Annotated in this window: 16 protein-coding genes and 1 pseudogene; 11 read left to right on the top strand and 6 right to left on the bottom strand. The window is 68.9% G+C overall.

Annotation, left to right across the window (positions count from 1 at the left end):
• The first annotated feature begins 37 nt into the window (after window positions 1-37).
• On the top strand, window positions 38-1,456 hold the full coding sequence (locus tag KXD96_RS05170) for an NADP-dependent succinic semialdehyde dehydrogenase (RefSeq protein ID WP_260743355.1): 1,419 nt from the start codon (window positions 38-40) through the stop codon (window positions 1,454-1,456).
• A gap of 69 nt (window positions 1,457-1,525) precedes the next feature.
• On the opposite strand, the gene KXD96_RS05165 is transcribed toward KXD96_RS05170, so the two are convergent.
• From KXD96_RS05165 to KXD96_RS05150, 4 genes are all read right to left on the bottom strand, one after another.
• Window positions 1,526-2,464 carry a R2-like ligand-binding oxidase gene (locus KXD96_RS05165; protein ID WP_260743354.1) on the bottom strand — a complete coding sequence of 313 codons (939 nt, stop codon included), beginning with the start codon at window positions 2,462-2,464 and terminating at the stop codon, window positions 1,526-1,528.
• Window positions 2,461-3,144, bottom strand: coding sequence for a TetR/AcrR family transcriptional regulator (locus tag KXD96_RS05160; protein WP_260743353.1), 684 nt, complete (start codon window positions 3,142-3,144; stop codon window positions 2,461-2,463). Before KXD96_RS05160 ends, KXD96_RS05165 begins: the two co-directional genes overlap by 4 nt.
• Before the next feature lie 157 nt (window positions 3,145-3,301).
• Entirely contained in the window at window positions 3,302-5,002 is a 1,701-nt protein-coding gene (locus tag KXD96_RS05155) for an acyl-CoA dehydrogenase family protein (RefSeq protein ID WP_260743352.1), read from the bottom strand.
• A gap of 86 nt (window positions 5,003-5,088) precedes the next feature.
• Window positions 5,089-6,030 carry a hypothetical protein gene (locus KXD96_RS05150; RefSeq protein WP_260743350.1) on the bottom strand — a complete coding sequence of 314 codons (942 nt, stop codon included), beginning with the start codon at window positions 6,028-6,030 and terminating at the stop codon, window positions 5,089-5,091.
• A 277-nt stretch (window positions 6,031-6,307) separates the two neighbouring features.
• Here KXD96_RS05150 and KXD96_RS05145 point away from each other — a divergent pair, with 277 nt between their 5' ends.
• The 8 genes from KXD96_RS05145 to KXD96_RS05110 are packed head-to-tail and all read left to right on the top strand — an operon-like array spanning window position 6,308 to window position 14,019.
• Window positions 6,308-7,564: an aminotransferase class I/II-fold pyridoxal phosphate-dependent enzyme gene (locus KXD96_RS05145; protein WP_260743348.1), complete on the top strand. Its 1,257-nt coding sequence runs from the start codon at window positions 6,308-6,310 to the stop codon at window positions 7,562-7,564.
• A complete protein-coding gene (locus KXD96_RS05140; protein WP_260743347.1) occupies window positions 7,561-8,445 on the top strand; it encodes a CoA ester lyase in 885 nt (294 codons plus the stop codon). The genes KXD96_RS05145 and KXD96_RS05140 overlap by 4 nt, the downstream gene beginning before the upstream one ends.
• A gap of 8 nt (window positions 8,446-8,453) precedes the next feature.
• Window positions 8,454-8,978: a MaoC family dehydratase gene (locus KXD96_RS05135; protein ID WP_260743346.1), complete on the top strand. Its 525-nt coding sequence runs from the start codon at window positions 8,454-8,456 to the stop codon at window positions 8,976-8,978.
• Window positions 8,979-8,994: 16 nt separating this feature from the next.
• Window positions 8,995-10,263: an ATP-grasp domain-containing protein gene (locus tag KXD96_RS05130; RefSeq protein WP_260743343.1), complete on the top strand. Its 1,269-nt coding sequence runs from the start codon at window positions 8,995-8,997 to the stop codon at window positions 10,261-10,263.
• Between the two features lie 13 nt (window positions 10,264-10,276).
• The gene (locus tag KXD96_RS05125; protein WP_260743342.1) at window positions 10,277-10,987 is read left to right on the top strand and encodes a bifunctional 2-polyprenyl-6-hydroxyphenol methylase/3-demethylubiquinol 3-O-methyltransferase UbiG; all 711 of its coding nucleotides are present in this window, start codon (window positions 10,277-10,279) and stop codon (window positions 10,985-10,987) included.
• Window positions 10,988-11,030: 43 nt separating this feature from the next.
• The gene (locus tag KXD96_RS05120; RefSeq protein WP_260743341.1) at window positions 11,031-12,011 is read left to right on the top strand and encodes a phosphotriesterase-related protein; all 981 of its coding nucleotides are present in this window, start codon (window positions 11,031-11,033) and stop codon (window positions 12,009-12,011) included.
• A complete protein-coding gene (locus tag KXD96_RS05115) occupies window positions 12,004-13,494 on the top strand; it encodes an AMP-binding protein (RefSeq protein WP_260743340.1) in 1,491 nt (496 codons plus the stop codon). Before KXD96_RS05120 ends, KXD96_RS05115 begins: the two co-directional genes overlap by 8 nt.
• A 48-nt stretch (window positions 13,495-13,542) precedes the next feature.
• Window positions 13,543-14,019: a YbjN domain-containing protein gene (locus tag KXD96_RS05110; RefSeq protein ID WP_260743339.1), complete on the top strand. Its 477-nt coding sequence runs from the start codon at window positions 13,543-13,545 to the stop codon at window positions 14,017-14,019.
• Here the strand turns inward: KXD96_RS05110 and KXD96_RS05105 are convergent.
• Window positions 14,016-15,249 (bottom strand): annotated as a pseudogene (locus tag KXD96_RS05105) (acyltransferase family protein). The gene KXD96_RS05110 and the pseudogene KXD96_RS05105 overlap by 4 nt on opposite strands.
• Before the next feature lie 122 nt (window positions 15,250-15,371).
• On the opposite strand from KXD96_RS05105, the gene KXD96_RS05100 reads away from it, so the two are divergent.
• A complete protein-coding gene (locus tag KXD96_RS05100; RefSeq protein ID WP_260743338.1) occupies window positions 15,372-16,649 on the top strand; it encodes a DUF3068 domain-containing protein in 1,278 nt (425 codons plus the stop codon).
• 8 nt (window positions 16,650-16,657) lie between these two features.
• Window positions 16,658-18,340: a hypothetical protein gene (locus KXD96_RS05095; protein WP_260743337.1), complete on the top strand. Its 1,683-nt coding sequence runs from the start codon at window positions 16,658-16,660 to the stop codon at window positions 18,338-18,340.
• A 63-nt stretch (window positions 18,341-18,403) separates the two neighbouring features.
• On the opposite strand, the gene KXD96_RS05090 is transcribed toward KXD96_RS05095, so the two are convergent.
• Window positions 18,404-19,558, bottom strand: coding sequence for a glycosyltransferase family 4 protein (locus KXD96_RS05090; RefSeq protein ID WP_260743336.1), 1,155 nt, complete (start codon window positions 19,556-19,558; stop codon window positions 18,404-18,406).
• Window positions 19,559-19,560: the final 2 nt, after the last annotated feature.

Genomic DNA, 19,560 nt, shown 5'->3' with positions numbered 1-19,560 from the left:
TGGACCTTTTACCAACCCCGAAGCGAAGGATGTCAGCGTGCCCATCGCCACCATCAACCCGGCTACCGGCGAGACAGTGAAGACCTTCACCCCGGCGACCGACGAGGAAGTCGACGCGGCCATCGCCCGCGCGTACGCCCGGTTCCAGGACTACCGCCATAACACCACCTTTGCCCAGCGCGCGCAGTGGGCAAACGCAACCGCGGACCTGTTGGAGAAGGAGGCCGACGAGGTCGCCGCGATGATGACCCTGGAGATGGGCAAGACACTGGCATCGGCGAAGGCCGAAACGCTCAAGTGCGCCAAGGGTTTTCGATACTACGCCGAAAACGCCGAACAGCTACTGGCCGACGAGCCGGCCGACGCCGCCAAGGTCGGCGCCGCCAAGGCCTACACCCGCTACCAGCCGCTCGGCGTGGTGCTGGCGGTGATGCCGTGGAACTTCCCGCTCTGGCAGGCCGTCCGCTTCGCCGCGCCGGCGCTGATGGCCGGCAACGTCGGCATCCTCAAGCACGCCTCGAACGTGCCGCAGACGGCGCTGTACCTGGCCGACGTCATCGCCCGCGCCGGCTTCCCCGACGGCTGCTTCCAGACGCTGCTGGTCCCCTCCAGCGCCGTCGAGCGCATCCTGCGCGATCCCCGCGTCGCCGCGGCCACCCTGACCGGCAGCGAGCCGGCCGGCCAGTCGGTCGCCGCCATCGCCGGCGACGAGATCAAACCCACCGTGCTCGAGCTCGGCGGCAGCGACCCCTTTATCGTGATGCCGTCCGCGGACCTCGACGAGGCCGTCAAGACCGCGGTCACCGCGCGAGTGCAGAACAACGGCCAGTCCTGCATCGCCGCCAAGCGGTTCATCATCCACGCCGACATCTACGACGCATTCGTCGACAAGTTCACCGAGCGGATGACCGCGCTCAAGGTGGGCGACCCGACCGACCCCGACACCGACGTGGGGCCGCTGGCCACCGAGTCGGGCCGCGACGACATCGCCAAGCAGGTCGACGACGCGGCTGCGGCGGGCGCCACGATCCGCCTCGGCGGCAAGCCCATCGACGGGCCGGGCTGGTTCTACCCGCCGACCGTGGTCACCGACATCACCAAAGACATGGCGCTCTACACCGACGAGGTCTTCGGCCCGGTCGCGTCGATGTACCGTGCGGCCAACATCGACGAGGCCATCGAGATCGCCAACGCCACCACCTTTGGGCTGGGCTCCAACGCCTGGACCCGCGACGAGGCCGAGCAGCAGCGCTTCATCGACGAGATCGAGGCCGGCCAGGTCTTCATCAACGGGATGACGGTGTCCTACCCGGAGCTTGGCTTCGGCGGCATCAAGCGATCCGGCTACGGCCGCGAACTCGCGGGCCATGGGATCCGCGAGTTCTGCAACGCCAAGACCGTCTGGGTCGGCGAGTCGGAGAGCGGCTCCGCGTCGGGCAACACAAAGGTCGAGTAGCCGGCGAGTATGAGGCCTATGGACGAATTCGGGGGGCAGTTTTCGTCCGTAAGGCCCACGCTCGACGCCCTATGAGACGGCGGCCAGGGCCCTCTCGTCCTCGTCGGCGAAGGTGTCCTCCAGCTGTACCGGCGAGTAGTCGAGGTCGATCTCGGCGACCGGTCGCCCGCGGGCGCTGGCGATCGTGCCGAAGCGCCGCATGCCCTTGTCGGCCGCGTAGGCCATGAACTCGTCCACCGAAAGGCCGAAGGGCATCGGGTCGTAGAGGGCGAAGCCTTCCTCGATGAGGCGCAGCCCCAACGGCATGAGCTCGTTCATGCGCGTCTCGAAGACGCCCCAATTGGCGTCGTCGGCGGCGACATGGCGGCGGCAGGTGAAGGTTCCCCACGCCATGTGGCGTCGCTCGTCGTCGCCGATGCGCCGCACCAATTCCTGCATGCCGGGCAGGATTCCGCGCTCCACGCAGATCTTGTGCCAGCCGAAGTAGCCCGTGAGCGCCAGCATGCCTTCGACCATGTGGTTGTAGGTGACCGACGCCCGCACCTGGGCGGCCGGTGACGGGTCGACCGTCAAGGCGTTGAGGCAGTCCGGTAATTCCTCGTAGAAGATCGTCCGGTAGGTGGGGATGTCGTCGAGGTATTGGTGCAAGTCGTCGGTGACGCCGACGGCGTCCAGCCACATGCGGAACACCTGGACGTGCTTGGCTTCCTCGAACGCGAACTGGGTCAGGTACATCTCGTCGCCGAGCCGGCCCTCCACCCGCATCGCCGACATGAACGGCTGGATGTCCTCGGTCACCGCTTCCTCGCCGGCGATGAACTCCGCGCACAGCCGGGTGGCGTAGTGGCGTTCGTCGTCCGAGAGTTGCTCCCAGTGGGCGCGGTCGCGGGAGAAGTCGATGTCGGCCGGATCCCAGAACTTCGCGTTGCCGCCGGCGAACAGCCGCAACGGCAGGCTGTCCCAGTTGAGGCCCCCCTTGACCATCGAGCCCGAATGCGTGCGTGTCATGTGACCTCCTCGGATTGTTTGACGGCCGACTTGACCGGGTGGCTTGAGAACGCGGCCGCCAGCACCGCGACGAGCCGGCGCACGGCCAGGGCCGGCTGCTCCGGGGTGGGTTCGTCGAGGCCGAGAATCGGGTCCAGGCCGCGCATGTACGGCGCCAGCGCCAGGTGCGGAAAGATCAAGAGCAGCAACGACAACAGCGCATCGGTGTCCGAATCCGCGCGCAGGTCGCCGCGCAGCTTCGCGTCGCGGACCAGCGGCCGTAGCACCTCCAGGTAGTGGCGGTGGATGACGCTGCGCACGCTGACCCGCGCGTCGGTGTCGACCTCCAGGGTCGCCGCGGCGTGCAGGGCGCGTTCGTGCGGGTGTTCGGCGAAGTAGGCCACCCAGGCGTCGAGCAGGTCGGTGAGAAACTCGAAGAATGGCCGGCTCGGGTCGAGCTCGCGGATTAGCTCCTCGATGTAGGAGCGCACCCGCTGGCTGCCGATGTCGGCGATGAACGCGAACAGGTCACGTTTGTCCGCGAAGTACTGGAACAGGCTGCCCTTGGCGACGCCGGCGCGCCGCGCGATGACGTTGAGGCTGCCCCGGGAGAACCCGTGCGCTCCGAACTCCTGCTCCGCGGCTTCGATGATGGCGGCGCGGCGGGCGGGGTCGACCCGCGCCCAAGTCACCGTCGGCAATGCGGCCTCCTTGCATCGATGACCACTGGTCATATTACGGTGAGCTGCGTCACACCTCAAGGGGTCGGGTCGGCGTCTTGCGCCGAACGCTCGGCCAGACGGGCGCTCGAACCGCAAGGCCCGGCTGGCCGGGCGCTGAACCGGCGACGGCCGGCGCCTATGGCCGCATCTGGTACGCGCCGTTGAGGGGGAGGATGTGCTCCTTCCAGATCTGGGCGTAGCGCGCGGGGTCGTGGACCGGGCGGCGGATCATCCGCGTCGCGAAGCGGGCCTGCTCGTCCGTCGTCGCGGGCTTGTCGCTCAGCTCCACGGCGTAGCCGTTGAAGTCGCGGACCAGCACGGCGAAGATCTCGTCGATCAAGGTTTCGTCCACGTCCGAAAGCAGGGCCTCTTCGAGGATGAGCTGCGCATAGGGCACCGTCGCGAACAGCTGGCCCACGGCGAACGCGAAGTCGACATCGTTCTGCTGCGCGGCGTCGGGGGTCGCGCTGGCCAGCATGTCGGCGAGCGCGTCGATCTGCTTGCGCAGCAACGCGACGTTGGGCAGGTGCCCGAAGGCGTCGAACGGCGCGCGCCAGTCGTGGAAGCGCACCTTGCCCAGGCCCCCGGTCGGTCCCTGCGCGAACAGGAAGGAGTCGTCGGACGCGTCGTCGCGGCGGCCGATGATCGGCAGTTCGCTGCTGGGGGCGAACAGGAAGTTGGGCATGAACTTGGCGAGCAGCCCGATGTTGATGTGCACGGTGCCCTCGAGCCTTGGCAGCAAACCGATTTCGCGAGCGGCGGCCTCGAAGAAGGTGTCCTTCTCCACCCCCTTGGCGGCGATGACGTCCCACAGGGCGATGACGACCCGCTCCCCCTCGCTGGTGACTTTCGCCTTGGTGAGCGGGCTGTACAGCAGGTATCGCCGGTCGTCTGCGGACGCGCTGCGCATGTAGTCACAGGCCCGGGTGGCGACCAGCCTCATCGCGACCAGCCGCAGGTAGGCGTCGGTGAGCAGCCGCCGCACGTGGCTGAAATCGGTGACGACGGTGCCGTACAGGACGCGGTTGGACGCGTGGGTGACGGCCTCGTACATGGCGTGGCTGCACATCCCGATGGCTCCCCAGCCCAGGTTGTACTTGCAGACGTTGACGGTGTTGAGGGCGGCGTGAAAGGCCTCGGGACCGCGGTGCAGGATGTCGGCCTCGGTGACCGGGTAGTCGCGCAGCGCGTAGTTGGCGACGTAGTTCTGCGAGTTCACCACGTTCTTGATGAGGTCGTACCGATCGTGCTGGGAGTCGGCGGCGAAGAACACATACTCGTCAGAGCCGGCGATCTTGCCAAAGGTCGACACCATCCGCGCCACGTTGGCGTTGCCGATGTAGTACTTCTCGCCGCTCGCGGTCCACCCGTTTTCGGCGCGCGTCAGGATCATGTCGGTCTGGTAGACGTCGGCGCCGTGGGTCTGCTCCGACAGCCCGAAGGCGAACACCTCGCCGGCCTCGAGTTGCGCGGCGGCCTTGCGCTTCGCGCCCTCGTTGCCGCTCATCCAGATCGGGCCCAGGCCCAGCGCGGTGACCTGGAAGGGGTACCAGTAGCTCAGCCCGTAGAAGCCCACGATCTCGGCGAACTCGCTGATCCGGTAGGTGTCCCAGCGGCAATCGTCCGAGGCGCCGTACGCGGACGGTGTCAGCAGCGAGGCGAAGATGCGCTCGCGTCCGATGTGGTCCAAAAAGTCGGAGTACCAGACCCGTTCGTGGTCGTCGGACTTCAGCCGCGCCTTCCCCCGCGCTTCGAAGAAACCCACCGTCGAAGCCATGATCTCCCGGGAGCGACGGTCCGGGTAGCGGCGTTGCAGATGGTTGGGATTGAGCAACATGACGACTCCCAGGGCATCCGGTCAGGACGAGGGTGACGGTACGCCACCGGCGTGGCCGCGGCATAGCCCACGAACGGCGCGTGCCGTCATACCACCTCGACCGCTTTGACAACCTCGCCACCGATCGCCGGCTGGTCAGCCGGTGGCCGTTTGTGCTCGGTGGCGAATATGGCAATGCTGGCCGGCACGATGAGCAACCCGAGCATCAGTGCGGGCCAGCTCACCGCTCGCCCGTCCGCCATCTCGACGAAGAGCGCGGTTTCCGGTATCAACGCCAGCGTCGTCGTCACCAGCACAGGCGCCAGCCGCTGAATGGCGTACTGGATCAAGAAGAACGGCACCACCAGGGAGCCGAGCGCGGCCGCGACCGACACGCTCAGCGGCATCGAGGGCGCGGCGAGCACTCCGGCCGGGACCAGCACCAGCAAAGCAATCGCAGCGACACCGGTGGTGGCGTAGTAGCGGTGAGCCATCACGTGCCACACGCCGACCCCGTCGCGGCCCAGGCGACGGGAGACTACGGCGGCCCCGCCGGCGGCCATGCCGTCGATGACGCCCAGAGCGGCCGCGGCCAGCAGCGGCGCGATCCCGCGGGAGTCCGGCCGTGCCTGCGTGGCCACCAGCAAGCAGCCCAGGACGGCCAACAGGCCCACCGCCCACCATTGCGCCCGACCGGGGCGCGTCGAAGCCGGGTCGCGGCCGGCCTGAACGCCCGACCAGGCGGTCACCGCGACCGGAGCGAACGAGGCTCCCAGCGTGAACACGACCACCGCGCCGTAGATCGCCACACCCAGGAAGAAGGCGACGAAGGTGACCGCGGTCCACAGGTTCAACCAGGCCAGGGACCGGGCGGCGGGTGCGCGCGCGGCCGGGTTCCGCCGCGCCGCAACGGCTCCGAGCACCGTGCACGCGGCCGCGGCGATCGCCAGGATCATCAGGCTGTCCGCGGCGGTGAGCGAGGACAATCCCAACAGCGCGGTGATCACCGCGTGCAAGCCGTTGCCCGCGAGCAGAGCAAGCCAGGGCATCAGGCCACCTTCCCGGGCGAGCCCAGCGCCCGGGTGCGCGTCGTGGTTACGCAGAGCATGCGATAACGGTGCCGACGGGACGCGGCGGTGTCTGTCGGCCGGGCGGCCAGTGCGGGGGAGGAATCCCGCGTCCCCCGATCGGATGACAAAGGAATCATCACTTCGCCGAGCCGATCGGCGGAGGCGGTCGCGCGTGGCTTCTTCTACCGTCCAGCGCATGCAATTTCGGCGGCCGGCGCCCCCTGCGCGCCTGGACGCATACCAGAGGAGACCTGCGATGAAGTCAGACGAACAGTCGCTGATACACCGATTCCGGAACAACGCCAAGGCCATCGAAGTCGGCAATCCCGCGTGGCAGGCGGCTGCCGACAACGGGCTGCTGGACAACGGCGTCCGCTACATCGGCAACGACCTGCTGGAGCGGCAGAGCGACGGTCACCGTTTCATCAATATGATTTCGTGCTCCTACCTCGGATTGCATTCCCATCCATGGGTGCTCGACGGCGCTCGCACGGCGATCGATACGGAGCAAACCTTCGCGCTGTCCGCCTCACGTCTGCGCATCCGGTTCTCCATCATCGACGAGCTCGAAGCGGGACTCTCGGCCTTGTGGCGTGCCCACTGTGTTTCCGCGATCTCCACGGCGGTGGCCAGCTCGGCTGTGCTGCCGCTGATCTCCTCGGGACACCTGACGGACGACGGGGAGCCGCGCGTCATGGTGTTCGACAAGTTCAGCCACTTCTCGCTCAACTACATCAAGCCCATCTGCGCCGACGAAGCGCCGGTCTACACCTGCCCGCACAACGACCTCAACTACCTCGAAGACATGTGCAAGAGGCACAAGCGGGTCGCCTACGTCGCCGATGGCGCCTACTCGTTGGGAGGCGTCGCGCCGGTCAAAGAGCTGCTGGAGCTGCAGGACCGCTACGGCCTGTTCCTGTTTTTCGACGAGGCCCACTCGTTGTCGATGTACGGCGAAAAGGGCGAAGGAATCGTGCGATCCATGATGCCCGAGGAGCTCAACCCGCTGACCGTCATCGTCGCCTCGCTCGGCAAAGCCTACGGCGCGAGCGGCGGGGTCATCATGCTGGGCCCCGAGAAGCACCATGACATTCTCATGCGATTCGGCGGTCCGCTGGCTTGGTCCAAGCCGGCGAACGCGCCGACGGTCGGCGCTTGCCTGGGTTCGTTGCGCGTGCACAATTCGCCCGAGCTGGCACGGCTACAGCAAAAGCTGCGCGACAATGCCGCCCTCTTCGACAGCCTGATCTCGACCCCGCAGGCCGGCCTGGACACCCCGATCCGGGTCATCCGGACGGGCGAGGACGACAAGGCAATCGGCCTGTCCCGCCAACTGTTCGACCGCGGCTTCTACGCGTCGGCGGTCTTCTTCCCGGTCACCCCGCGGGGCGATGCGGGGCTGCGCATCATGCTGCGCGCCGACAACGATCCCGACGACATCCGCCGATTGTGCGAGATCGTCGAAGAGCTGGTGGCGCCGGAATCAGCGGAGCTGGTAGGAGTTTCGGCGTGAGCCGGCGGAACACGGGCCAGCCGTGGGTGTTTCGCACGATGCTCATGACGAGTGCGATCAATCCGCGGCAGTACCCCACGGCCCTGCGGTCGGGCGCGGACGTGTGCACGCTCGACCTCGAAGACGCGGTGCCGCCCGCCCGGCGCGAGCTGGCTCGCAGCGTGGCCGCTCGACTGTTCAAAAGGCCGTCACCCGAATGCATCCGCGCCCTGAGGATCAACAGCCTGCGCACCACCGACGGCTTGCGCGATGTCCTAGCCCTGGCGTACGGCGCCATCCGGCCCGACGCCCTGCTCGTTCCGAAGGTCGATTGCGCACACGATCTGCTCATCCTCGAGGACATGCTGGGTGAGCAGGCCGCGGACATCGACTTCCTGGTGACGATCGAAACCGCGGCCGGCCTCGCCGCCGTCGAGCAGATCGCGACGGCCACGCCCCGGGTGCGCGCGCTGGTCTTCGGGGCGGCCGACTTCGCGGCCGACCTCGGCATCTCGATGGACTGGGAACCGTTGCTGTACGCGCGTTCGCGTATCGTCACGGCGGCCGCCGCGGCCGGCATTCCGGCGATCGACGCCCCCACCTTCGACCTCGGTAACGAACTGGCCCTGAAGATCGACGTGAACCGATCGCGCGAGCTCGGCTTCGGCGGCAAGGCCGCGGTTCACCCCCGGCAGGTGGCGGTGATCAACGACGGCTTCACGCCGTTGCCCGCAGAGGTGGAACGGGCTCGACGCGTTATCGACATCGCGCAGGAACGGTCCGGGGAGATCGGCGTCCTCGACGGACAGATGGTCGGTCCGCCCATGGTCGCCGCTGCGCGCCGCCTGTTGCGGCGGGCGAAAGCCCTTGACCCACAGCGTCGATACGCCACCAGCGGATGAGGCTGTCCATGGACCAGATCGGTGCTTACAAGAAGGTCGGTGATCGGCGCTGGCGCGAGTCGCGCGGCCTGGTCTACGAAGACATCGAGGTCGGGGCGATCGTCGAGCACCGTCCGGGCCGAACTTTGACCGAGGCCGACAACATCTGGATGTCATTGCTGGCGCACAACCTGCACCCGTTGCACATCGACAACGCGTACTGCGAAAAGACCGAGTGGAAGCGCCCTTTGGTGTCGAGTCTGGTCACGCTGTCGATCGTCTCGGGGATGAGCGTGCCCAGCACCAGCGCCAAGGGCCTGGCGAACCTGGGCTGGGACGACATCCGGCTCCTCGCCCCGGTTTTCGTCGGCGACACCATCTATGCCGAGACCGAGTACCTCGACAAGCGCCTGTCGAAATCCCGCCCCAGCCAGGGAATCGTCAAATGCGCCACCCGTGGGGTCAAGGCGGACGGCACGCTGTTTCTCACGTGCCGGCGGACGTTTCTGTTGCCGACTCGCGAACACGATCTCGAAGACCAAGCCGCGTACTGAACGGAGGAGGCGCGACGTGCATGACAATGCCGGACGACATGTCGTATTGGTTGATACCTATGCCAACATCGGAACCGAGCTCGCCCAGGGCTTCCGCAGCGCGGGGTACACCCCGGTGCGGGTGCAAAGCACCGCCGAGGTGCCGATAGCGCTGCGCGGCCAACCCGATCGGTACCCCTACGAGGTCGACATCGTGCATCGCGGCGACCTGGACGAGACGCTGGCCCGGCTGTCGGCCTTCCACCCGGTTGCCGTGGTGGCCGGCACCGAACCGGGAGTGGAACTGGCCGACGCGCTCAGCGAATTTTTCCACCCGATCACCGGCGCGCCCACCAACGGGACGGCGCTGAGCGCCGCACGGCGCGACAAGTATCAGATGATCGAGCGGATCAAACAACAAGGTCTGCGCGGAGCCCGGCAGATCTTGGTGGAAGACGAGGACCAGCTCCGCAAGTGGCACAGCGAAATTGGGGGCATGGTGGTCGTCAAGCCGCTGCGCAGCGCCGGCAACGACGGCGTCACCTGGTGCCGCAGCCCGGAGGACGCCGTGCAAGCCTTCCGGCGACTCAACGGACGCGACAACGTGCTGGCGCAGCAGAACGACGGCGTCGTGGCGCAGGAGTGCCTGGTCGGCGCCGAATACACCGTCGACACGGTCAGCCGCGACGGCGAGCACCATGTGTGCGACATCTGGGAGACATACCGCATCAACGCCAACGGTATTCCCGACCTCGTGGTGGCCTGGCGGCTGCTGCCGTCGATCGGCGAAGTGCAGGACGAGCTGACCGCGTACGCCTTCGAGGTGCTCGACGCCCTCGGCATCCGGCACGGCCCGGCGCACGCCGAGATCAAGCTCACGTCGGACGGGCCGTGCCTGGTCGAAGTGGGCGCACGGATAGCGGGCGCCACCCTGCCCGAGTGCGCGCGCATGGCCACCGGACGGTCGCAGGTCGGCTGGGCGGTGGACGCCTATGCGCGACCCGAGCGCTTCGCCCGAAACCGCGGGCGGCCCTACCGCCTGCACCAGCACGTGGCGCGAACGGTGATGGTCGCCCCGCGCAGCGGCACGCTGCTCGCCTATCGGAGCCTGGAGGCCATCAAGGGGCTGGACAGCTTCCACGACATGCGGATCCGGGTCAGCCCCGGGGAACACCTGCCGCTCACCACCAACGACCTGACCTACCCGATCTTCGTCACGCTCGCGCACGAGGTCGGCGAAGTGCTGGCCCGCGACCTGTGGACGCTGCGCTACATCGACGGCGAGAGCTTCTACGAGGTCGCGTAGGGAAGGACGAACCATGTCGCTATGTCATTGCCTGGCGGATGCAAACCACGGCGCCGATGCGGGCCACGAACGGACGGCCGACGGAAGCCTGATCGAGCTCTACCGTCGAATGCCCCCGACCGGTGAGCCCGAGCAGATCGACGCGCTACTGCAACCGCGGAGCTCGGTGCTGGAGCTCGGCGCCGGCACCGGACGGATCGCCGATCCGCTCGCCGCGATGGGCCACCGCGTCACCGCGGTCGACGACTCCGAGCGCATGCTGGCCGAAGTCCGGCTCGCCCGGACCGTGTGCGCCCGCATCGAGGAGGTGCGGCTGGCGGAAAGGTTCGACGCGGTCTTGTTGATCACCAACCTGATTCACTACCGCGGTGACCATCTCCGGCGGTCCGTGCTGGCAACGGTCGCACACCATCTCAAACCGACGGGCAAGGCCGTCGTGCAGTGGAAGCCGCCGGCCTTCTGGGCCGCCCGGCCCTCGGGTTGGACCGAACGCAAATCGCTCGGCGACGTGGCGGCGCGCGTGACGATCAACAGCAATCGTGACCGGCTCGTCGACGGCGAATACGCGCTGATCGCCGACGAATCAGAGCTGCGGCAATGCATCCATCTCGAGGTTTTGACGGTCGCCGAACTGCGCCGCGAGTTCGACCGGGCCGGATTACGCTTGGTCACCCCCACCCCCGAATCGACGGAATGGCTCGAGGTGGTGCGCACGACGACCTGACACCCCCTGTTGGTTGCCGCCGTGTCGACCTAGCATCAGTGCCGTGTCAGAACTCAATACCGCCCGCGGGCCCATCGATACCGCCGACCTCGGCGTGACGCTCATGCACGAGCACGTGTTCATCATGACCACCGAGATCGCGCAGAACTATCCGGAAGCCTGGGGCGACGAGGAGCGGCGGGTCGCCGACGCCATCACCAGGCTCAACGAGCTGAAGTCCCGCGGCGTGGACACCATCGTGGACCTCACCGTGATCGGGCTGGGCCGCTACATCCCGCGCATCGCGCGCGTCGCGGCGGCCACCGAGCTGAATATCGTTGTGGCGACCGGGCTTTACACGTATAACGACGTGCCATTCCGTTTCCACTACCAGGGCCCGGGCGCGCCACTCGACGGCCCGGAGATCATGACCGACATGTTCGTGCGCGACATCGAGGAGGGCATCGCCGACACGGGCGTCAAGGCCGGGATTCTCAAATGCGCCACCGACGAGCCCGGCGTCACCCCGGGCGTCGAGCGGGTGCTGCGCGCGGTCGCGCAGGCGCACAAGCGCACCGGGGTGCCGATCTCGACGCACACCCACGCGGGGCTGCGGCGCGGGCTCGAGCAGCAGCGCATCTTCGAATCCGAGGGCGTCGACCTGACCCGCGTGGTGATCGGCCATTCCGGCGACACCACCGACGTCGGCTACCTCGAGGAGCTCATCGCCGCCGGCTCCTACCTCGGGATGGACCGGTTCGGCATCGACCTGATCTCGCCGTTCGAGGACCGGGTGAACATCGTGGCGACGATGTGCGAGCGCGGGCACGCCGACAAGATGGTGCTGTCACACGACGCGAACTGCTACTTCGACGCGCTGCCCGAGGAGCTGTTGCCGGTGGCCGCACCGAATTGGCATTACCTGCATATCCACAACGACGTCATCCCCGCACTCAAGGAGCGCGGCGTCACCGACGAGCAACTGCACACCATGCTGGTGGACAATCCCCGCCGCATCTTCGAGCGGCAGGGCGCTTATGAGTGAGCCGATCCCGCCGATCGGCACCCAGATCGCGGCGCTGGCACGACTCGCGCCCGACGAGCCCGCCGTCACCTGCGACGGCCTGACCCTCACCCGCGCCGAACTCGACGCCTCGACGAACCGGCTGGCCCGCGCGTACGCCGAGCGTGGCGTCGGCGTCGGCGACTACGTGACCATGGTGCTGCCCAACTCCGTCGAGTGGATCCAGGCGGCGGTGGCGTGCTGGAAACTGGGCGCGGTGCCCCAGCCGCTGTCGGCGCGGTTGCCGGAGGCCGAGTTGCAGGGACTGCTCGACCTGCGCCCGCCCGCGCTGCTGGTCGGCCGTGAGCACCCCCAAATCCCAAGCGTGCCAGCGGGATTCACTCCCAAACCGGCGTTGTCCGACGCGGCGCTGCCCGAAGCGGTGTCGCCGGTGTGGAAGGCGATGGGGTCTGGCGGCAGCACCGGCCGGCCCAAGCTCATCGAATCCGCGGGCGACACCCGCATACCGCCCGCCATCGGCTACCCGCTAGGCGCGCAGGAAGGCGACACGACGCTGGTGCCGATCCCACTGTCCCACAACACCGGCTTCACCACCGCGACGATCGCGCTGCTGATGCGTCACCACCTGGTGGTGATGAGCCGATTCGACCCGCGGCAATTCCTGCGGCTGATCACCGACCACCGCGTCACGTTCCTGACGACGGTGCCGACGATCATGCAGCGGACGCTGCCGGTCTACCACGCCGACCCGGGGGCCTACGACCTGTCGTCGCTGCGCCGGTTCTGGCACATGGGGGCGCCGTGCCCGCCGGCGATCAAGCAGGCGTGGATCGACCTGCTGGGTCCCGAAAAGGTGTGGGAGTTGTACGGCGGCACCGAATTACAGGCGCTCACGTTCATCTCCGGCGACCAGTGGCTGACCCATCGCGGATCGGTCGGCGTGGTGGTCGCCGGGGAGATGCAGGTCCTCGACGACGAAGGCAATCCGTGCCCGCCCGGCGTGGTCGGCGAGATCTACATGCGGCCCGGCCCCGGCGGCGCGCCCACCTACCGCTACGTCGGCGCCACGGCCAAGTCCCGCGACGGCTGGGATTCCCTTGGGGATCTTGGCCATTTCGACGCCGACGGCTTCCTGTACCTGTCGGATCGCCGGGTGGACATGTTCACCGTTGGCGGCCGCAACGTCTACCCCGCCGAGATCGAGAACGCGTTGTCGGCGCACCCCGACGTGCTGTCCTGCCTCGTCGTCGGCGTGCCCGACCCGAATTCCGGCGACCTGGGCCAGGTGCCCTACGCGCTGGTGCACACGGCCGATGGCGCCACGCTGGACGCCGCGGGCGCGCAGGAATTCCTGCGCGAGCGCATCGCAGGATACAAGGTGCCGCCCACCCCCGACTTCATAGCATTCGTCGACACCCCACTGCGGGACGACGCCGGCAAGGCCCGGCGGTCGGCGGTGCGCGCCGAGATCATCGCGCGCCTGCAGGCCACCGAGCCGGCCTGACGCCGTCGCACCAAGAATCCTCCAAGGCCAACCCCCCATCATCGGGCGATGCAGATCGAACCGTTGAGCACTGACCTGATCGAGGCGTACCTGCGATCGCGTGAGTTGCGGTTCTTCCGCAGCGACGACGGCGAGGAGTTCATGATGCTGCCCAGCTACGAGCGCGGCAGGCTGCACGTGAACCTGCGGATCAACGGCCTGCGGCGCGACGTCTTCGAGATCTCCGTCACCCCCGCCGGGTACTACCCCGCGACCCAGCGGCCGCGGCTGATGGAACTGGTCAACGACTGGAATCGCGAAACCCATTGGCCCAAGGCGTTCGTGCGCGAGACCGCCCGACCTAGCCAGGTCGGTGTGGTCGGCGAGAACGCTTACCTGCTGAGCGACGGCATTCACCTCGAGGCGCTGGGCAACCTCGTCCGATCCACCGTGGAATACGGGGCCGACCTGTTCCAGAAGATCGAGCGGGCCATCTGCCTGCCGTCGGCGGACACCCTGGAAGAGTGGATGGACCGCACCGGTTAGGGCGCGATCGCGTCCGCCTCCGCGTCCACGGTATCGGGGGTATCGGCCGGCCTCTCGCGTTTCTCCCAGCGCCGCAACGCTTCCCGGCAGGGCGACTCGACCAGCCCGTAGCTGACCGCGGCGATCGCCCACCCGAAGATCAGCGTCAGCACCAGCACCGCGGGCATCCGGCCGGTGAACGCGAACGTCCCGAGCACGGGGAACACCATGGCCAGCGCGGCCAGATGCCAGATGAACAGGCCGTAGGACCACCGCCCCAGCGTCACCATGACGGTGCCGCCCAGCAGCCGGTGACCGGTGTCGACGCGATCGAGCACCAGGGGGGCAACCAATGCGAACGCGACCAGGGAGCCCGCCGCCGTCTTGACCGCGAACTGCGTGGCCGTGCCGGGAATCAGGCCCTCCGGGCCGGCCAGCGGCGAGGCCGCCAGCAGATAGGCCAGCACGGCGACGACGGCCATCACGACCCGCCGCCGCGCCCACCGGTGTGGCAGGCCGATCGGGCTGTGCACCCATTCCGCCAGCAGCATGCCCGCGGCGAACCAGGAGAAGAAGGCCGGCGGCCAGTTGAGCGGGTTGGTGCCGGAACCGGAATGGATGGGCACCCAGCCCCAGGCCCAGCTCAGCGCCGCCAGCGCGGCGATCACCGGCACCCGCGCGCCGAGCGGCAGGCGCCGGGCCGACAACGCCAGAATCGGCAGGGCCAGATAGAAGCTGACCTCGACGGACAGGCTCCACATCTGGGTCAGCCCGCCGGTCAGGGTGAGGGGCACATAGATCTGGGTGAGGGTCAGGTTGGCCAACCACACGGTCGGGCTGGCGTGGTCGGCGTCGGGCAGCAGCGACAGGATGACGACGACCGCCACCAGGTAGGCGGGCATGATGCGCACCGCCCGGGACCGCAAGTAGTGGCCGGTGCCCGGCCGCGGTGCCAGGCCGCGGGCCGCCGCGGCGTGCCCGCGCCACAACAGGAAGCCCGACAACGCGAAGAACACCGCGACGGCCAGATCGAAGCGGCCGAAGAGCCGACCGGTGACGCCGCTTGAGTGCCCGGTCTGGAAGGCGACGTGCGTGACGACCACGCCCATGGCCGCGCAGGCGCGCATCCCCTCCACGGCGGGCAGGAAGCTGCGCGTCCCGCCCACCTGCCGGCCATCCGTCACCCCCACAGTTTGCATCTGCCGGGTTGGGGGAACGAATGGGTACACCCGAAGGATCGCGCGGGGGCAACAGGTTCGTAAGCCGGGGCCTTACGTTCTGCTGTTAGGGTCAAACGGGTTTGCCTCGGTGCTTGCTCAGGTCGGGGCGGGTCGCGGCTACGGCGCAGGAGAGCACTAGGAGGGCACAGCAACGTGAACCGAGCAGTCATGTTGCGGTTCGCCGCATGCGGGGTCATCGGACTCGGAGCCGCCCTGCTGATCGCCGCGCTGCTGCTGTCGACCTACACCACCGCCCGGATCACCAAGGTCCCGCTCGACATCGACACCACGCTGATCAGCGAGGGCACCGGAACCGCGCTGGACTCGGCGTCCCTGTCGACCGATCACGTGGTCGTCAACCAGAATGTGCCGCTGGTGTCCCAGCAGCAGGTCAGCGTCGAGTCGCCCGCCAACGCCGACGTGGTCACGCTGCAGGTCGGAAGCTCGGTGCGGCGCACCGACAAGCAGAAGGACACCGGCCTGCTGCTGGCGATCGTCGACACCGTCACCCTCAACCGCAAGACGGCGATGGCCGTCTCGGACGACACCCACACCGGCGGTTCGGTCCAGAAGCCGCGCGCCTTCAACGACGAGAATCCGCCCACCGCGATGCCGCTGCGGCACGACGGCCTGGCCTACCGGTTCCCGTTCCACACCGAGAAGAAGACGTACCCCTACTTCGATCCGATCGCGCAGAAGCCGTTCGACGTCAACTACGACAGCCAAGAAGACGTCAATGGCCTGACCACGTACAAGTTCACCCAGAACGTCGGCTACAACGCCGACGGCAAGCTGGTGGCTCCAATGGCGTACCCGTCGCTGTACGCCGGCAACGAGGACGGCAAGGTCACCACGTCCGCGGCGATGTGGGGCGTGCAGGGCGGCGACCCGAACGAGCAGATCACCATGACCCGCTATTACGCGGCGCAGCGGACCTTCTGGGTGGACCCGGTGTCGGGCACCATCGTCAAGGAGACCGAGCACGCCAACCACTTCTTCGCCCGCGATCCGCTCAAGCCGGAGCTGACGCTGGCCGACTATAAGGTCACGTCCAACCAGGACACCGTCGAGTCGCAGGTCAACGCCGCCCGCGACGAGCGGGACCGGCTGGCGCTGTGGTCGCGGGTGCTGCCGATCACGTTCACCGCGGTCGGATTGATCGCGCTGGTCGGTGGCGGCCTGCTGGCCTCGTTCAGCCTGCGGACCGAGAGCGCGTTGACCGATCCCGGCCTGGACCGGGGCGACCAGGACTTCTTCGGGCGCAGCGGGCTCGAGGAGCCGGTGCCCGGCGCCGAAGCGGAGACCGAGAAGCTGCCCACGCAGCGCCCCACCCCGCACCAGGATCCCGGCGCGGACGCGCCCACCCGGGGCCCCGATGAGCCACCCGGGTCCGGGCCGCCCGAGCACCCCAGCCCACCCGAACGGGAATAGCCCGCCGCGTGCGCTGGACCCGGCCCGCCTACGCGTTGGCCTTGGCGCTGCTGGTGGTCGGGCCGCTCCTGGCGCCCGGTTACCTGCTGCTGCGCGACGCCGTGTCCACGCCGCGCTCGTATGTGACCGATACCGCGTTGGGCCTGACGTCGGCGCCTCGGGCGACGCCGCAAGACTTCGCGGTGGCGCTGGCCTCACACGTGCTGGACGGCGGCGTCGTGGTCAAGGCGCTACTGGTCCTGGGGCTGTGGCTCGCGGGATGGGGCGCGGCCCGACTGGTCGCGACGGCGCTGCCCGACGCGGGCGTGGCCGCGCAGTTCGTCGCCACCACCCTGGCGGTCTGGAACCCCTACGTCGCCGAACGGCTGCTGCAGGGGCACTGGAGCCTGCTGGTCGGCTACGGCTGCCTGCCCTGGGTGGCGACGGCCGTGCTGCGACTGCGGACGGCCTCCGGCCCGCTCTTCGGGTTGGCGTTCTGGATCGCGCTGGCCGGGCTGACGCCGACCGGTCTGCTGCTCGCCGCAACGGCGGCGCTGGTGTGCGTGGCCGTCCCGGGCGCGGGCCGTTCGCGCCGGTGGTGCGCCGCGGCGACGCTGGGCGCCGCGCTGGTAGCGGCGTCGCCCTGGCTGACGGCGTCGGCCCTGGGCGCGTCGTTGACCTCCCACCCGCCGGCGAACACGTTGGGGGTCAACGCGTTCGCGCCGCGCGCCGAGCCCGGCCTTGGCACGCTCGCCAGCCTGGCCAGCCTCGGCGGGATCTGGAACGGCGAGGCCGTGCCGATTTCGCGGACCACCCTGTTCGCGGTGTCGTCGGCCGTGGTGCTGCTGGGCGTGGTGGCGGCCGGGTTGCCGACGGTGGCGCGGCGGCCGGCGGCGCGGCCGCTGCTGGCGTTGGCGGTGGTGGCCGTGCTGCTGCCGGCCGCGCTGGCGACCGGCCCGGGCCTGCACCTGCTGGCCGCGGTCGTCGACGCCGCGCCCGGCTTCGGTGTGCTGCGCGACGGGCAGAAGTGGGTGGCGCTGGCCGTGCCCGGATACGCTCTTGCGGGCGCGGGCGCGGTGATGACGCTGCGAAGGTGGCTGTGGCCGGCGATCACGGCGCCGGTCTGCTGCCTCGCGCTGATCTTCGCGCTGCCCGACCTGGCCTGGGGCGTGTGGGGCCAGCTGTCGCCGGTCCAGTATCCGCGCGGGTGGGCCGCGGTGGCCGCCGCGATCAACGCTCAGCCCGGGGCGGTGGCGGTGTTGCCGGCCGGCACCATGCGGCTCTACTTGTGGTCGGGTCGCGCGCCGGTATTGGATCCGTTGCCGCGCTGGGTGCGCGCCGACGTGCTCAGCACGGGCGACCTGGTGATCTCGGGGACCGTCCTCCCGGGCGAGGGCAACCACGCGCGCGCGGTGCAGCAGTTGCTGCTGGCCGGGCCCGATCCGGCCGCCCTGGCGCCGGCGGGCGTGGGCTGGCTGGTCGTGGAGTCGGACACCGCCGGCGACATGGGGTCCTCCGCCCGCACCCTGGCTGCGCTGACGCCGGCGTACCGCGACGACGACATTGCGCTGTATCGCATCGGCGGCGACACGGCCGGGGTGTCCGCCGGCGCGCGCACGGCGACGCTGATCGCGCACCTGGCGTGGCTGGCGGCGCTGATGGCGGGCGGCGCCGGTGCGGTGGTTTGCCGTCTGCGGCGCGACGACACATAACCAGGCGAGACGACACGCCGACGCGCTTCGCAACGCGTTATGTCTCGCGGAGCGGCGCCGGGGCTACACCACGCCGCTGGAGAACTCGCCCGTCCGCACGGCCTCCAGGACGGTGCGCATGGCGTCGGCGCTTTGCCGCCAAGAGAATTCGCCGGATCGCGTGTGCGCCTTGGCGCCGAGTTGGTCGCGCAGCACCGGGTCGGACAGCAGCTCTTCGAGACGATCCATTAACTCGGCGTGGGTGTCCACCAAGATCCCCGTCACCTCGTCGACGATCGAGTCCGACAGGCCGCCCGAGGATCGGTAGCCGATGGTCGGCACCCGGTGCTGGGCCGCCTCGACGACCGCCAGACCCCAGCCCTCCTTGCGCGAGGGCAGCAGCTGCACCCACGAGCTTTGCAGCACATGGTGTTTGGTCACGTCGTCGACGTGACCGTGAAACGTCACCGCGTCCGAGATGCCGAGCCGATGGACGTGGTCGACGAGCCGCTGCCGCCACCAGCCGTCGCCGACGATGTCGAGGTGCAGACCGGGCATGCGTGGCCGCAGTTGCGCGACGGCGTCCAGCGCGTCCTCGATCTGCTTGTGCGGCACCAGCCGCGACAGCACGACCACCCGTGGCGCGGCGGCGCGCGGGCCGGAAAGCGTTCGCTCCGGTGCCTCGTCAAGGCCGTTGCGCACCACCGATATTCGTGCGTTATCGACTCCGAGCGTGACCAGGTCGCGGGCCGACGGCAGCGAGACCGTCACGTACTGGTTGCGCCGGTTCAGCCACGGCGACAGCCTGGACTCGACGAACCAGCCGAGCCGCCCGAGCACCGGCCCGGCCACCGGCCATTGCGCGCGGTGACAGTGGTGCACCAAGACCACCACCCGACGGCCATACACCAGCCGGGCCAGAAACGGCAGGCCGTTCTGGGTGTCGACGACCACGTCGGGCCGCACCCGCCGCAGCGGTCCCAGCCCCAGCCGAGCCGCCGCCATCGCGAGCAAGGCCCAGACGTAGACGGAGTAGCGGCCGCCGGCGCGGTCAATGCACACCCCGTCGACCACTTCGCGGCGGGGCGCGCCGGGATAGCGGGCGGTGCGCAGCGTCACCGCGATGCCGGACGCGGCCAGCTGCGCGCCGATGCGCTGCAAGTAGGCCTCGCTGCCGCCGCCCTGCGGGTGTCCGGTATCGCGCCAGCACAGCAGGAGTACGGAGCGCAGACCAGACATCA

Source organism: Mycobacterium sp. SMC-2 (assembly GCF_025263485.1).
Classification (GTDB): Bacteria; Actinomycetota; Actinomycetes; order Mycobacteriales; family Mycobacteriaceae; genus Mycobacterium.
The sequence above is the reverse complement of the archived record's forward strand: the minus strand, read 5'-3'. Positions and strand labels throughout refer to the sequence as shown.

Excerpts from the sequence above, each read along its gene's own strand:
- KXD96_RS05165 (WP_260743354.1), bottom strand. The coding sequence starts at position 2,464 with ATGACACGCACGCATTCGGGCTCGATGGTCAAGGGGGGCCTCAACTGG.
- KXD96_RS05155 (WP_260743352.1), bottom strand. The coding sequence starts at position 5,002 with ATGTTGCTCAATCCCAACCATCTGCAACGCCGCTACCCGGACCGTCGC.
- KXD96_RS05150 (WP_260743350.1), bottom strand. The coding sequence starts at position 6,030 with ATGCCCTGGCTTGCTCTGCTCGCGGGCAACGGCTTGCACGCGGTGATC.
- KXD96_RS05145 (WP_260743348.1), top strand. The coding sequence starts at position 6,308 with ATGAAGTCAGACGAACAGTCGCTGATACACCGATTCCGGAACAACGCC.
- KXD96_RS05135 (WP_260743346.1), top strand. The coding sequence starts at position 8,454 with ATGGACCAGATCGGTGCTTACAAGAAGGTCGGTGATCGGCGCTGGCGC.
- KXD96_RS05125 (WP_260743342.1), top strand. The coding sequence starts at position 10,277 with ATGTCGCTATGTCATTGCCTGGCGGATGCAAACCACGGCGCCGATGCG.
- KXD96_RS05115 (WP_260743340.1), top strand. The coding sequence starts at position 12,004 with ATGAGTGAGCCGATCCCGCCGATCGGCACCCAGATCGCGGCGCTGGCA.
- KXD96_RS05110 (WP_260743339.1), top strand. The coding sequence starts at position 13,543 with ATGCAGATCGAACCGTTGAGCACTGACCTGATCGAGGCGTACCTGCGA.
- KXD96_RS05090 (WP_260743336.1), bottom strand. The coding sequence starts at position 19,558 with ATGTCTGGTCTGCGCTCCGTACTCCTGCTGTGCTGGCGCGATACCGGA.